Annotated in this window: 12 protein-coding genes, 1 tRNA gene and 1 pseudogene; 6 read left to right on the top strand and 8 right to left on the bottom strand. The window is 69.8% G+C overall.

The genetic code is table 11. The features are described from left to right. Positions 1–48 precede the first annotated feature (48 nt). Positions 49–2,085, bottom strand: a complete 2,037-nt coding sequence (locus OG766_RS31800) for a DUF1996 domain-containing protein (RefSeq protein WP_443045628.1) — start codon at positions 2,083–2,085, stop codon at positions 49–51. 342 nt (positions 2,086–2,427) lie between these two features. Here OG766_RS31800 and OG766_RS31795 point away from each other — a divergent pair, with 342 nt between their 5' ends. Beyond that, complete coding sequence (locus OG766_RS31795; protein WP_328726909.1) at positions 2,428–3,126, top strand: SDR family oxidoreductase; 699 nt, start codon at positions 2,428–2,430, stop codon at positions 3,124–3,126. Between the two features lie 96 nt (positions 3,127–3,222). On the opposite strand, the gene OG766_RS31790 is transcribed toward OG766_RS31795, so the two are convergent. Then, positions 3,223–3,296: transfer RNA gene (locus OG766_RS31790), tRNA-Pro, on the bottom strand. A gap of 183 nt (positions 3,297–3,479) precedes the next feature. Here OG766_RS31790 and OG766_RS31785 point away from each other — a divergent pair. Beyond that, positions 3,480–3,587: pseudogene (locus tag OG766_RS31785) on the top strand (transketolase); the annotation flags it as partial. A 114-nt stretch (positions 3,588–3,701) separates the two neighbouring features. Beyond that, positions 3,702–3,908, top strand: coding sequence for a hypothetical protein (locus OG766_RS31780; RefSeq protein WP_328726908.1), 207 nt, complete (start codon positions 3,702–3,704; stop codon positions 3,906–3,908). Positions 3,909–4,043: 135 nt separating this feature from the next. Here OG766_RS31780 and tgmB read toward each other — a convergent pair whose 3' ends face one another. Together tgmB and tgmA are read right to left on the bottom strand one after the other, a co-directional pair. After that, positions 4,044–4,982: an ATP-grasp ribosomal peptide maturase gene (gene tgmB / locus OG766_RS31775; RefSeq protein WP_328726907.1), complete on the bottom strand. Its 939-nt coding sequence runs from the start codon at positions 4,980–4,982 to the stop codon at positions 4,044–4,046. Between the two features lie 15 nt (positions 4,983–4,997). Next, positions 4,998–5,189 (bottom strand): putative ATP-grasp-modified RiPP, encoded by a 192-nt coding sequence (gene tgmA / locus OG766_RS31770; RefSeq protein WP_266385804.1) that lies wholly within the window; start codon positions 5,187–5,189, stop codon positions 4,998–5,000. Positions 5,190–5,615: 426 nt separating this feature from the next. On the opposite strand from tgmA, the gene OG766_RS31765 reads away from it, so the two are divergent. The 3 genes from OG766_RS31765 to OG766_RS31755 all read left to right on the top strand — a co-directional run bounded on the left by OG766_RS31765 (position 5,616) and on the right by OG766_RS31755 (position 11,106). After that, positions 5,616–9,083: a ThuA domain-containing protein gene (locus OG766_RS31765; RefSeq protein ID WP_328726906.1), complete on the top strand. Its 3,468-nt coding sequence runs from the start codon at positions 5,616–5,618 to the stop codon at positions 9,081–9,083. Positions 9,084–9,096: 13 nt separating this feature from the next. Further along, on the top strand, positions 9,097–9,990 hold the full coding sequence (locus OG766_RS31760; RefSeq protein WP_266385810.1) for a sugar phosphate isomerase/epimerase family protein: 894 nt from the start codon (positions 9,097–9,099) through the stop codon (positions 9,988–9,990). A 132-nt stretch (positions 9,991–10,122) separates the two neighbouring features. Continuing rightward, entirely contained in the window at positions 10,123–11,106 is a 984-nt protein-coding gene (locus OG766_RS31755) for a tetratricopeptide repeat protein (RefSeq protein WP_266385813.1), read from the top strand. Between the two features lie 132 nt (positions 11,107–11,238). Here the strand turns inward: OG766_RS31755 and OG766_RS31750 are convergent, their stop codons facing one another. The 4 genes from OG766_RS31750 to OG766_RS31735 all read right to left on the bottom strand — a co-directional run bounded on the left by OG766_RS31750 (position 11,239) and on the right by OG766_RS31735 (position 14,341). Beyond that, a complete protein-coding gene (locus OG766_RS31750) occupies positions 11,239–11,781 on the bottom strand; it encodes a GNAT family N-acetyltransferase (RefSeq protein ID WP_328726905.1) in 543 nt (180 codons plus the stop codon). Further along, on the bottom strand, positions 11,778–12,362 hold the full coding sequence (locus OG766_RS31745; protein ID WP_266385818.1) for a helix-turn-helix domain-containing protein: 585 nt from the start codon (positions 12,360–12,362) through the stop codon (positions 11,778–11,780). The genes OG766_RS31750 and OG766_RS31745 overlap by 4 nt, the downstream gene beginning before the upstream one ends. A gap of 93 nt (positions 12,363–12,455) precedes the next feature. After that, positions 12,456–13,322, bottom strand: coding sequence for an ABC transporter ATP-binding protein (locus OG766_RS31740; RefSeq protein ID WP_266385819.1), 867 nt, complete (start codon positions 13,320–13,322; stop codon positions 12,456–12,458). Further along, positions 13,319–14,341, bottom strand: a complete 1,023-nt coding sequence (locus OG766_RS31735) for an ABC transporter substrate-binding protein (protein WP_266385820.1) — start codon at positions 14,339–14,341, stop codon at positions 13,319–13,321. Before OG766_RS31735 ends, OG766_RS31740 begins: the two co-directional genes overlap by 4 nt. Positions 14,342–14,358: the final 17 nt, after the last annotated feature.

Genomic DNA, 14,358 nt, shown 5'->3' with positions numbered 1-14,358 from the left:
CGTCCCCCCGAACGCGGACGGTCCGGCCGGACCGGAGCGGTGCCGATGTCACCGGTGACGGGCGGCACGCTCACTGCGGTTACGTGTCCGAAGGAGCACGATGCCCGCGATCAGCAGCGCGGCTCCGGCCGCGGAGGGCCACAGCTGCGCACCGGTGGCGGCGAGCCCGCCCCGGCTCGCCTGGGGCTCGGTGCCGGAGTCCGGCACCGGGGTGGTCTGGCGGGCGTCCGGAGTGGACTGCCCACCGGACGTGCCGGCGGCCGACCCGGACAGAACCTCGGAGTCCTGGGTCACGGGCTTCTGATTCGCCGGCTTCTGAGCCTCGGGCTTCTGCGCGTCGGGCTTCTGCGCGTCGGGCTTCTGCGCCTCAGGCTGCTGGCCCTCGGGCTCCTGCGCTCCGGGCTCCTGACCCTCGGGCTCCTGGCCTCCGGGCTCCTGCTGGTCGTCGGCCGGAGGAGCAGCGGGGTCCTGGGCCGGAGGAGCGTCGGGCTCGTCAGCCGGAGGGGCAGGGTCGTCGGCCGGAGGAGCGTCCGGCTCGTCGGCGGGAGGAGCAGGGTCGTCCGCCGGAGGGGCACTGGGCTCGCCGGCGCCGCCGGGGCCGCACTCGCGTCCGCCGTTGATGCAGTCCACCATCGTCCGCATCAGCTCGTCGTCGAAGACATTGATGAAGTCGCCGTGGTCGGTCACCGGCTTGTGCAGCTGCTCGGGGAAGGAGTCGACCGCGAACACCACGGGATTCGCCCCTTCGAGGACCGGCGGTGGCACGTCGTACACGATCCGCTGCACCAGCTGCGGGATGGCCTTGAAGCCGTCCGGGCAGCGGCCGCCCTCGTCGGCGAAGGCAACGTGCGTACGGTGGTTGGCGCTGTCGGTGTTCTGACCGTCCCAGCAGCTCTGGAACTTGAAGGACCGCACCACCTTGCTGCCCTGGGGGCAGACGGGGTACTTGTCCTTCAACTGGCGGTCCTCGAAGCCGGTGCAGCTCCACGAGGCGTTGGCGTTCGCGTTGCCGTTGACGAAGGCCTTGGCGTCACCGGTGATGATCCGCAGGAATCGCGGCATCGCGGTGACCTTCGAGACCGGACTGCCGACGAAGTTCAGCGTGACCTGGGCCGGGGTCTGGATCTCACCGACGTTCTTGTCCTTGCCGCCGCCGTCCGCGTCGGCGTCACCCTCGTTCTGACCGTTCTGCACGCGCAGCACGGGCCAGTAGTACGTCGACTTGTCACCCTGGTCGCGGCACGTGGTCGCGCCGTTCGCGAGGTCGTCGTCACTGGCGAAGGCGTCGTTGGCCTGGTTGCCGACGTAGTCGTGCATATGGTGCGCGCCGTTGCTCACACCGGGGGCGACGATCACGTTGTCCGGGTTGAACTTGCCGTTCGCGTTCACGCCGCAGTCGGTGGCGAAGGTGCCACGAGAGGCGTTCCGGAGCTTGCGCGGGCTCTGGGCGTTCGGCTGGACGGACTCGATGGAGACGAAGTCGGACGCCTCGGGACCGTTGCCCGCCTGGCCGGCACCGCCCTGACCGCCGTCGCCCTGACCGCCGTCGCCCTGGTCCCCGTCGCCGTTGCCGCCGTCCTGCCCGTTGCCGTCCTGTCCCGCACCCTGGTCCTGGCCCTGGCCGCCGTTCTCACCGGAGTCGGCGCCTCCCGCGTCCTCCGCGTCGTCCACCTGCAGGGCACACGGGGCCATGGACTCCAGCCCCTGCGGTCCCTCGCCGGCCACCCGGCCGATGGCTATGACGATGCGCTCGATACTCGCTTCGCGCTTGCTCTGCAGCGGCGCGAGTACCGCGTTCTGGGCGAACTGCGGGTCGCGCTCGATCTGTTCCCTCTGATCGACGAACCGCTCGTACGCCTCGGTGATCTGGCTGTCCATCGTGGCGAGTTCGCGATCGACTTCCGGCCTGGCGCCCTCCGGGACCTCGGAGAGCCCGTTCGCCACCTCGGGGCACTTGATGGTGGACGCGGAAGAACCGGCGTTCCGGGTCTGGTTCTGCTGCTCGTTCTGCTCGCCGGCCCAACCCCACCCTTCGCCGGCGGAGGCGTAGGAGTTGACCGCGATGAGTCCTCCCCCGGCCAGCATCAGCGCGATCGAGGCACCGACCACTCTTCTGCCGCTTTTCGAGCGTCTCCGCGTAGTAGATCTCAAGGGAACTCCTCTGCGTTGTTTCCGGCCGGCCGTGCTCGTGCCCCGGGTGAGGGAGGCGGCACGGAGCTACATACGGAGGAGACGCGCGAAGTGTTCACCGACAACAGCTTTTTCGTCGGCATCGGTGACCACGACCACCACGTCGGCCGCGTCCACCACAAGCCGTGACGGACGATGACGACGCGGGTGCAGCCAGGTGACGGGTGGAGGAGCCGCCGTCCGGGGCCTAGCGTCATAGAGAGGAGTCCTCCACATCCGCTCGCAGGGAGGGTGACCATGGAGATCCAGGGTTCGGTGGCCCTTGTCACGGGAGCCAACCGGGGCATCGGGAAAGCCTTCGCCCAGGCACTGCTCGCGCACGGCGCCGCCAAGGTCTACGCCGGTGCCCGGGAGCCGGAGACCGTCCGGGATCCCGGGCTCGTCCCGCTGCGGCTGGACGTCACCGACGAGGAGCAGGTCGCTGCGGTCGCACGTGCGGCCGACGACGTCGGCATCGTCGTCAACAACGCCGGGATCGCCGGCGGCCCGTCCCTCCTCGAAGGGTCGTTCGACGGTGCCAGGCGCGAGATGGAGGTCAACTACTTCGGAACCTGGGCCGTCTCGCGCGCGTTCGCGCCCGTACTGGCCGCCCATGGCGGTGGAGCGCTGGTCAACATGCTGTCCGTGGCGTCGTGGGTGGCCAACAGGCGGCTTCCGAGCTATGCGGCGTCCAAGTCCGCTCAGTGGTCGCTGACGAACGCCTTCCGGCTGGCGCTGCGGGAGCAGGGCACGCTGGTGGTCGGCGTGTACGCCGGCTACGTCGACACCGACCTGGCGGCGGACATCGACTCCCCGAAGATCCTTGCGACCGACGTGGCCGAGAAGACGATGGCGGCGCTGCTCAACAACGAATCCGAAGTGCTGGTGGACGACACCACCCGCCAGATACGCGCCGCGCTCTCGGGGGATCTGGAGACGCTGTACGCCAATCGTTGACCGAGCAGGACACGACGGCCATGGAACGGTCGAGAGCCCCGCCTCACATGTGTGTGAGACGGGGCTCTCGATCGGGTCCTGGACCCTTCTGCACCGTCGGGACGACAGGATTTGAACCTGCGACCCCTTGACCCCCAGTCAAGTGCGCTACCAAGCTGCGCCACGTCCCGGTGCCCGCCTGACCTGGGGTTTCCCCCGGCCGAACGCGCATGAGAACCATACCGCACTTCCTCGGGTGGTCACGAACCGATTGCCCGTCGACCTCAAGCGAGGTTTAAGTCGAGGTCGGAGCGTCATGGACACCTCAGAGCTCATCGCGATCCGTGACCGCGCGTACGACCACCAGGACCTGGGGGCTGCGGGCACAAGGGCCGACCAGGCCCCGGGTGTGGGTGCTGATCGGCGACGCCGAGCCGAAGGAGGGCGGCAACCACGAGGCCCTCGCCTACGCCGGTCCGGCGCGCCCTACCAGGCGAAAGGGATATCGATCATGGATCGGACGGCAGTCGGCCCGCCGGTCAGGCGCACCCCGACCAGGTGATCAACGGTCGGCATTCGCGAACAGCTGATCATCGATGTCGGCAGCGGGCCGGCGCGGACCGGACTGCGGCCCGTCGGCCACGGTCAGGCGGGCGGCCGTGCACGGGGCGGGGGCCGGGGCGGCCGACGTCGTGATCGTCGAGCCGTATCTCGCGGCGACGTCGACGGCCGCCGTGAACGACGCGCTGACGGATCCGGCGCACCAGGTGACGCACCCGAATGGCACCCGGCACCCGGCGTGAGCCGCGGCGCTGCGGCGCTGCGGGCGGTTCGAGGAGCACGCGACGGCTCACGGCCCGACCCCGGCAGGACCGCGGAAGCGGATCAGCCGGTTCCGGGCGGACGAGGGCCGACGCTGACGCGGCGGCCCTGGGCCCTCACGACGGCTCCCGGGCGGGCGGGGACAGCCACGCCGCGACGGCCTCCGCTATCGGCTGACCGGTCTCCAGTTCGATGAAGCCGAACTGGCCGCCCTGGTTGCACTCCAGGAACCACCACACGTCCTCCTCGTCCTCGGCGAAGTCGAAGGCCGCGTAGGCCAGTCCGGCGAGGCTCATGTAGTCCCGCACGGCCCGGGCGATGCGGTCCGGTACGTCCAACGGCTTCCAGGCGTGGCCGGTGTCGCCGTAGCGCCCGTCCACCTGCCCGGACGCGGAGACCTTCCGCGCGGCGAACAGCCGTGTGCCGACGGCCGTCAGCCGGACGTCGGCCCGCTTGGGGATGTACTGCTGGAGCAGTGTGGGGCCGGCGGCCACACCCGAGAAGTCTGTGCCGGGGGCGACTCGGGTGGTCGGCAGGGCGACCGGCGGATCACCGGGCGGCGGGCCCGAGGCGGACTTCACCACGATGTCGCGGTACTGCGCCGCGAACTGGCGCGCCACACGCGGGAACGTGGTGATGACCGTGGGCGGGACGGCGAACCCACTGCGGTGCGCGAGGCTCAACTGCCAGGGCTTGCACCGGGCCTGCGCGGCCACACACGGATGGTTCATCCAGCGCACCGTGGCCGAGTAGAGCATCCCGTACAAGGCCTGCTCGGTCTCGGCCGTCAGCCACTTCGAGGGCTCGGGGGCGTGTGCCGCCGGCTCCCCCGGCCTTCGCACCCATATCGATCGCAGGGCGCCCATGCTCACCAGCCGCCCGTCCGTGGACAGATGACCGTAGAAGTCACCCTGTACGTACTCGGCGGACAGGGCCGCCTCGCCGGGAAGGTCGGCCGGGTCGAGACGCACCAGAGGGACGCCCCTGTCGTGCAGCTTGGCGATCACCATGTCCGCCGTCACGTCTTGACGGCTCGTCAGTATCAGGACAGTCATCGATGCGCCGGACGGTCAGTCGTCGAAATGAGTCTTGGAGCCGGCGGTGGACGTCGTCGTACCGACGGCCAGGATCAGCTCGCGATCGGCGATGGCGGGCCGCCCGTCCGGCAGCACGTTCAGTTGAAGGGCGGAGTCGTAGGTGTAAGGCACGGTGACCACTGGACTCTCGGCCGGAAGTACGTAGTTCAGTACGAACGGTCGCATGAGTCTCCTTCGTCGACTGTCTGGGCACACGTAACAGTACGTGCCGATGATGTAGGGCACTCATTACTATCCGTCACCTTGGGCCGGGCTGGGCGTGAATGTCGTCACACGGAATCGACCCTGTGCGATCGACCCCGATCGATAGACGGATGAAGGAATGGCCGGGGTTCCCTCATCACGTCACTTCATGACATCGACCGACGGGGACGTCCGCTGAAGGGCGCGTGAACCGGGTCGCGAACCCGCCGAGCGCCCCACGACAACACCGGGCGCCGGATCGGCCTTTCGCCCGCAGCCGCGCCGCACAGCCCTCTTCCGACCCATTGACCCCTCGTGATGCCGGAACCTACGCTGAGCGACGCACTCCAGAAAGCGCTTTCTAGGCACGACGACACCCGCAGCCGTCTCACCAGCACCGGGAGCGCCATGAGCAGTCGAAGAACACCGTCCCCCGTCACCGTCATCACGGCTCTGCTGGCGCTGATCCTGGGACTCGGGATCGCCGCCACCCCTCGGGCCGAGGCGGCGGTCCCGTACCGCGTTCTGGTCTTCTCCAAGGTCACGAATTTCGCGCACGACTCGATCCCGGCGGGGATCGACGCCATCAAGAAGCTCGGCAGCGAGAACGGCTTCGAGGTCGAAGCCACCGATGATGCCGCGGCCTTCACCGACGCCAATCTCGCCCGGTTCCAGGCGATCGTCTTCAACAACACCAATTCCACGCCGGAGAAGGGCGACCTGCTCGACGCGGAGCAGCGGGCGGCCCTGCAGAAGTACGTCCGCGCGGGCGGCGGCTGGGTCGGCCTGCACTCCGCGTCGGCGAGCGAGCGGGACTGGCCGTGGTACGAGGGCCTGGTCGGCGCGATCTTCGACCAGCACCCGGCCGTACAGACCGGCCGCGTCAAGGTGCTCGACCGGACCCACCCCTCCACCCGGGGACTTCCGGAGCTCTGGGAGCGTACGGAGGAGTGGTACAACTGGCGCACCAACCCGACCGGCAAGGTCCACACGCTCGCCCAGATCAAGGTGCGGGACGGCATCACCGGTCTCGACGAGGGCGTCGACCACCCCTGGTCGTGGTGCCAGAACTACGACGGCGGCCGCTCCTGGTTCACCGCCGGCGGCCACGCCAAGTCCGCTTTCCAGGAAGAGGGTTTCCTCAAGCATCTGCTCGGGGGCATCGAGTGGGCCTCCGGTGCCAAGCCGGGTGACTGCTCCGCCGGCCGCACCGGCGCCTTCCAGCGGACCCCGCTCGCCACCAGCGATCTGGCCGACCCGTTCGAGCTGGCCGTCGCGCCCGACCGCCGGGTCTTCTTCGCCCAGCGCACCGGCAAGCTGAAGGTGATCGACCAGTCGACGCTGAAGGTCACGACCGCGCTGGACCTCGCCTACACCCCGGACATGACCAGCCAGTCCGACGGCCTTCTCGGGCTCGCCCTCGATCCCGGATTCGCCTCCAACAACTGGCTGTACCTGCTGCATTCGGACAAGACCGAGAAGCAGCTCAATCTGTCGCGGTTCACGGTCACCGGCAACACGGTCGACCCGGCCTCCGAGAAGCGGCTGCTGACCGTTCCGACGCTGCGCGGCGAGGGCCGGGCGAACTCGCACATGGCAGGCTCTCTCGCCTTCGACAGAAACGGCAATCTGTACGTCGCGACCGGGGACAACACCGATCCGTTCGCCTCCGACGGCTTCGCGCCGATCGACGAGCAGGAGGGCCGCCGGGCCTGGGACGCCCAGGGCACCGCGGGCAACACCAACGATCTGCGCGGCAAGATCCTCCGCATCACCCCGCAGGACGACGGCACGTACACCGTGCCCGAGGGGAATCTCTTCGCACCCGGCACGGAGAAGACCCGGCCCGAGGTCTACGCGATGGGCATGCGCAATCCGTTCCGGATCACGACCGATCCGCTCAGCGGTGCGCTGCTGGTCGCGGACTACGGACCCGACGCCCGGCAGGCCAAGCCGGACCGCGGACCCGAGGGCACCGTCGAGTACACCCGTGTCACCAAGGCCGGGAACTTTGGCTGGCCGTACTGCGTCGGCAACAACACCCCCTTCAACGACTACGACTTCGCGACCAGGACCTCCGGTGCGAAGTTCGACTGCGCGAACCTGGTCAACGACTCCCCCAACAACACCGGGCTGCGCGAACTTCCGCCCGCCCAGCCCGCCACGGTCTGGTACGCCTACTCCGCCTCCGCCGAGTTCCCGGAACTGGGCACCGGAGGCGGCGGCCCGATGAGCGGTCCGGTCTACGACTACGACCCGGCGAACACCTACCGCACCAAGTTCCCCGAGTCCTTCGAGGGCAAGTGGCTGACCTACGAGCTGACCCGCACCTGGTTCAAGTCCTTCTCCCTCCAGCAGCAGGACCAGACGTTCACCGATCCCCGCTTCGCGCCCGCCAAGGCGGGTGATCTGCACTCGATCAACGCGATCTTCGGGGACATGAAGTGGAATCAGCCCTTCGACGCGGACTTCGGTCCTGACGGGGCTCTCTACGTCATCGACTTCGGGCTCGGCAGCGGCACGGGACGCGGCGGGAGCAACGAGGGTTCCGGCATCTACCGCATCGACTACGTCGCCGACGGCCGGCTGCCCGACGCCAAGTCGGCCGCGGTACCCGACAGCGGCCAGGCGCCTCTCACCGTGAAGTTCTCCAGTGCGGGATCCGGGCTGCCGGACGGCAAACCGGTCAGCTACGCCTGGGACTTCGACGGCAACGGGACGACGGACTCGTCCGAGGCGAACCCGACCCACACGTACCGTACGAAGGGCAGGTTCACGGCCCGGCTGACGGTGACCGGGCCCCAGGAGCTGACCGCGCTCGCCGTCCAGGACATCACCGTGGGCAACACCCGCCCCGAAGTGACCATCCAGCAGCCGCCGGGCGGCGGCATGTTCAGCTTCGGCGACACCATCCCGTTCACCGTGAAGGTGAAGGACCGGGAGGACGGGCGCAACGGCAGGATCGACTGCTCGCGCGTCGTGGTCCAGTCGCAGCTCGGCCATGACTCGCATCTGCATCCGCTCGACAACTACACGGGCTGCGCCGGCGAGATCGTGACCGACGCCGGGGACAGCCACGGGCCGGGCCAGAACCTGTACTACGGAATCAGCGCACAGTACGAGGACAAGGGCGGCCCGGGCGGGGTGCCAGCGCTGACCGGTTCCTCCTCGCTCACCCTGCGTACGTCCTTCCGCGAGGCCGAGCACTTCACGGCGACGGGAGGCGCGCAGGGCGGCGCCGTGGTGGCGAGCCGTACCGACGCGTCGGGCGGCAAGCGGCTGACGGAGATCGAGTCCGGTGACTGGATCAGCTTCGACCCGGTGAACCTCAAGGGCGTCGACTCGGTGACGGTCGGCGCGGCGTCGGCCGGGCTGGGCGGCACGGTCGAGTTCCGCGCCGACTCACCCACCGGCCCTCTGCTGGGCAAGGTGACCGTCCCCAGCACGGGCGACTGGGGCAATGTCGTCTCGCCCACCACACCGCTGCTGGACCCGGGCCGCACGGTGAGGCTGTACGCCGTCTTCACGAACCCCGAGTGGTCCGCCGAGAAGCCGGATCTCTACGCCGTGGACTGGCTGCACTTCAACGGCCCCGGCGTGGAGAAGGGCAAGGGCACCCAGGTGTCCGTCTCGGCGGCTCCGGCGACGGGGACGGCACCGCTCGCCGTCCAGCTCGCCTCGAAGGTGAAGCCGGCGTCCGGGCGCACGATCGCCTCGTACCACTGGGACTTCGGCGACAACGCCAAGCCCACCGCCCCGGAGGGACCGACGGCGACGCACACCTACGCCAGGCCGGGCTCGTACACGGCGCATCTGACCGTCACGGACGACAAGGGCGACACGACGACCGGCGCCGTCCGCATCACAGTGAGCTGAGAGGGGACAGACCATGCACGGTTCGAGACGCGCGTTCCTCGGCACAGCGCTCGGGCTCGCCGCGACCACGGCGGGACTGACGGCCGGGCTCGGCACGACCGCCCACGCCGCGGACGCGTCCGCGGCCGCCGGCCGGCACGGCTGCCGACGCCGGCGTATCCCGCCGTCGGGGCTCGGTATGCACCTGTACACCATGCGGACCCCGCTGGCCCAGGACTTCAAGGGCACCCTCGCCCGGCTCGCCGAGACCGGATACGCGACGGTCGGGGTGAGCGGCCGGCACGGGCACTCGGCCGCCGCCATCCGGCAGATGCTCGACGAGACACGGCTCAAGGCGGTCCTGGAGCACGTCGGCCACTCCACGGTGACCGGGAGCGGGCTGCCGCAGGCGCTGGAGGACATCCACACGCTGGGCGCACGGTGGATCGTCGTCCCGAGCCTGCCCGGTGAGATGCACAGTCCGGCCGGGTTCCGGGAGGCGGCGCGGCAGTTCAACAAGGCGGGCCTGGCCGCCCGGGAGGCCGGGCTCGGGCCACTGCTCTTCCACAACCACGGCAGCGATCACGCGGTCGTGGAGGGGGAGAACCTGTACGACATCCTGCTCACGGAGACCGACCCCGAACTGGTCGGCTTCGAGCTGGACGTGTACTGGGCGGCGAAGGGCGGGGCCGATCCACGATCGCTGTTCGTGCGCCACCGGCACCGCTTCCCCGCGCTCCATGTGAAGGACATGGCCCCGGACGGTGACTTCGCCGATGTGGGTTCGGGCGTCCTCGACTTCGCCGCGATGTTCGACACGGCGAAGAGCGGCGGCGTCCGGCAGTGGCTCGTCGAACACGACTCCCCCGCCGATCCGTTCGCGACCGCGCTGAACAGCTACACGTATCTGTCGCGGCTGAGGTACTGACTCCGGATCTCCCCCGTCCCGGCCTCGTCGGCGGGGCCGGGACGGGGGTCTGGCGACAGGAGTCCGGCGATGGGACACGTGAAGACTCGGGCCACGGCTCACAGAACCCTTGGCCACGGATATTCTCTGGCGATGTCGAACAGGTCAGTGGCGGCGGGCGTCGGTCTCGCTGGTGTCATGGCGCACTGCGGCGGAAGTCCGGCCGCCGCCGTGAAGTTTCTGGCGGGGGCCATAGCCTCAGCACCGACAGCCCCCGAGCCCTACGCGGCCCTCGCCGAGTTGTGGCAGGACCGGCGCTCGGAACTGAAGGCGAGCCTCGAAGGAGACGGCTCCTTGAGCGCCGTGCTGGCACAGGCGTTCTTTCTGTTCCTCGACGGGGACATGGACGGCGCGGTGATGACCCTAGGTTCGGTCACGGGTGCGCGGCCCGACGTCGCATGGGGCGCTGCACCATGGTTCAGCGATGCACGCTTCCTCGGCGCAGTGAGTGCCGAGGCACTGGCCGAGGCGTGTCTGCGGACGTTGGACTACGGCCACGACCTGGACACCGACGCGATGCGTGAGCGGTTCGCGCCCTGGTTCCATGCCATCGAGGTGGTGTCGGCACGCAGTCCCGTCCCGGAGTCGCTCGCCGCCATGGCACGGCTCCCCCGGTCCTGCGGCCGCTACGAGCTGTCCTTCGAGCTGTGCGACCGCGCCGATGCCGTCGATCGGGTCATGTGGACCGCGGTCTCGCGCGCGGCCACCTGGCGCGTGATGGGCGACCTGGAGCAGGCCGCGGCGTCCTTCGAATGCGCCTTGACCCTGGACTCCGGCAACTGGTCCCTCTACCTGGACCTGGCGGACGTGCGTGCCGAGCAGGGCGACTTCGCCGCAGCTGCGCGCCTCGTCGAACAGGGCCTGGAGTACGAACCGCACGAGGTCTCCCTGCGCGCGGCGGGTGCCGCCTACCGCACACGCCTTTCCGGCTCGTCCGACGACCTGAAGACGCTGATCGCCCTGGCGCCGGAGCTCGCGAACACCACCTACCGGAACCTGCTGATCGACTACGCATGTGCGGGGCCGAAGCTGCCTCGGAGTCTCGTAGCGGAGGCTGACCGCATCCGCACGAACTGAGAGGACTGCCTCTTCTGTGAACGGCTGTCCCGGTCGATCAGGAAGTCCGCTGTCCGCGTCGGGTCGAGGGGCGACCGGCCCCTCTGATGGAGCTGCCGGTAGCGGGCGACTCTGCCGCTCAGGCGGGCTCGGTCATTCCGTCCGGCACTCGGAGACCGGGCTCTTGAAGAAGAACGTCGTCGGACGCAGCTCACCGGCCGGGTCGGCGGCGTAGTCCGGGATGACTCCGGCCGCCGTCCAGCCGGCCGAACGGTACAGCATCTCGGCGGGGCTGCCGGTTTCTGTGTCCAGGACGAGCAGGGTGGCACCGGCGCCCGCGGCGCCGTGCTCGGCCGCGGCCAGCAGGGCGCGGCCGAGGCCCCGGCCCCGGGCGTCGCGGTGGACCAGCAGTTTGAAGATCTCGGCGCGGTGCCGTCCGTTCGGATACGAGGCGAAGCCGACACTGGCCGTTCCGATGATCCGGTCGCCGTCGCGAGCCGTCAGGAGGACGTGACTGCCGTCGGCGAGCGCGGTGGCGCGCGAGAGCCACCACGCCTCGGCGGCGGTGCGGTCGAGCGATGCCGGGAAGCCCACGGAGGCGCCGCCGTCGACCGCGTCGACGAGGAGCTCCGCCAACTGTGGTGCGGCCGCGCCCAATTCGTCCGGCCGGAGCCGGGACACGGTGGGGCTGGTCACGGCAGCACCACCACCACGGCGTAGCGGGCCCCGTCCGGGCCGAAGCAGCGGAAGCGTGTCGGTCCCCAGAGGCGCAACCGCAGGCAGTCGCCCGCGCGCAGTTCGTACGCCGTCCCTCCGGCGGTGAACTCGACCGTTCCGTCGAGCACCCAGATGTGCTGTTCCATCCCGGGCACGGGCGGCGCTTCATAGGCGAGGTCGGCGCCCGCCGCGAGCCTCGATTCGACGACCTCGGCGCGCAGACCGGCGTACGGCGGCGACACGGAGCGGCGGACGAAGTCGGCGGCCGCGTCCGTCCACACCGTCTGGTCCGCCGCCCGTACGAGCTGGGCGGGTGCGGACTCCACCTCACTGAGCAGCTGGGACAGCGTGCGACCGTGGACCGCGCACAGCTTGCCGAGCAGGGAGGTGGTGGGGCTGATCTCTCCCCTTTCCGCACGGGACAGGGTCGAGCGGCTGACGCCGCTGCGCCGGGCCAGTTCGTCGAGCGACCAGCCCCGGTCGGCCCGGAGTTCGGCCAGCCGCTCGGCCAGCCGTACGTCGATGGGGTCTCGCTCCCCGTCATCGTCCGCTTCTCTCATATCCGGAAGCGTATCCCAGATTCGGGATGAGCCGGCGGGGCCAGGGACGCCCGGCCGTGCAAGGACGAGCGGCGACACCGCCGGAAGCGTGCGTCAGTCGTGCGCCGAGGCCGCTCCCAGCAGGTCTCTGATGTGCCCGGTGGCCTCATGGAACTCCGGCCGGGCCAGCGTCTGCGTGTAGTCCCGCTCGGCCGGCAGGCCGACGTCGATGATCTCGGTGATGGTGCCCGGACGAGGGCTCATCACGACCACCCGGTCGGCCAGATAGACGGCTTCGGAGATCGAGTGCGTGACCAGCAGCACGGTCGTGCCGGTCTCCCGCCAGATGCGGTTGAGCTCCATGTTCATCTGCTCGCGGGTCAGCGCGTCCAGCGCCCCGAACGGCTCGTCCATCAGCAGCACCGGCGGCTCGTGCAGCAGGGCGCGGCAGAGGGCGACGCGCTGCTGCATTCCGCCGGACAGTTCGTGCGGATAGGCGTCCTCGAAACCTGTGAGTCCGGTCATCGCGATGAGTTCGTCGGCGCGGGCACGGGCCAGGACGGACGGCATCCGGCGCATCTCCGCCTGGATGAGGATGTTGCGCCGGGCCGAGCGCCACTCCAGGAGCGCGGCGCGCTGGAAGACGTAACCGATGTCGTGGCGCGGCCCGTTCACCTGCTCGCCGTTCAGCCGGACCTGGCCGGCCGAGGGCTTCAGCAGCCCTGCGACCAGCTTCAGCAGCGTCGACTTCCCGCAGCCCGACGGACCGACGATCGCGACGAACTCCCCCATGGCGACGTCGAGCGAGACCTCGTGCAGCGCGGTGACGTCGCGGCGCCGGGAGCGGAAGCGGACGGCGATCTCCTCCAGGCCGACGGCGGCCGCCGCCCCCGCTTCCGCCGTCTTCCCGGAGTCCCCCGCCGCCCCCGGCGCCGTTGTGCCCGGGGAGTCCCGCAGGCTCGTGTCCCTGGTCATCGTCATCCCTTCAGCGCGGTGGCGCTGTCCCAGTACTCCGAGACGGCCTTGGGGCTCCTGACCAGTCCGGCCTCGGCGAACACGTCGATGGTCTGCTGCCAGTCCGCCTCGGTGTTGACCCCGGGCGCCTTGCCCTGGGTGGCGTCGGTGTGCAGCAGCGTCACGGTCGTCCTGAACTGCTCGGCGAGGACCTCCTTCGGAGGCAGCTGCTCCGAGGCGCCGTCCATCGCGGCGACGGCCGGACCCGGCGCCTTCTCGGCCGCCGCCCAGGCCTCGCTGACGGCCTGGACCATGCGCTTGGCGACGTCGGACCGGCCGCCGAGGGTCTTCTGGCCGGCGATGAGCCCGTTGGAGTAGAAGTTGAGCCCGTTCTCGGAGAATCGCAGGTACGACACGTTCTTCTTGGCCTTGTTCTGCATGGTCGGGCCCTGGTCGCTGGCGTAGCCCAGCAGCCCGTCCGTCTTGCCGGAGATCACCGCGGCGATCTTGCCCGCCGGGTCGGTGTTCTGGACCTTGACGTCGGTCTCGCTCAGGCCGTTCTTCTCGAGAAAGATCGGGAAGGTCTTGGAGAGCGCGTCGCCCGCCGTCCCCGCGATGGTCCTGCCCTTGAGATCGGCGGGTGACTTGATGCCGGCGGAGTCGAAGGACTGCACGGACGACGGCGTCGTCTGGAGGAAGACACCGAGGCTCTTGACCTTGACGCCCTGGTCGACGCCCGCGAGCACCGCGGGGGTGTCGGCCCAGCCGAAGTCCGTCTGGCCGGCGCCGGTCGCCTGCACCGTCTTCTGCGAACCCTGCCCGGCGTTGATCGTCAGATCGATGCCGTGCTTCTCGAAGATCTTCTGCTGCTTGCCGTAGTAGAACGGCGCGTGCTCGCCGTACGGATACCAGTTGAGCGTCAGCGTCACCTTGTCGAGCTTCTTGCCGGAGTCGCTCGTCGTGGTCGCCGCGTCGTCGCCGTCGCCGCAGGCCGTTGCGGCCAGGAGCAGCGGTACGAGGCCGATCAGGAGTCTGCGCGCAGTCATGGCTGGCCCTCTCGGAA

Source organism: Streptomyces sp. NBC_00259 (assembly GCF_036181745.1).
GTDB lineage: Bacteria > Actinomycetota > Actinomycetes > Streptomycetales > Streptomycetaceae > Streptomyces > Streptomyces pratisoli.
Note: the sequence above shows the minus strand (reverse complement) of the source record. Positions and strands in the feature narration are given on the sequence as shown.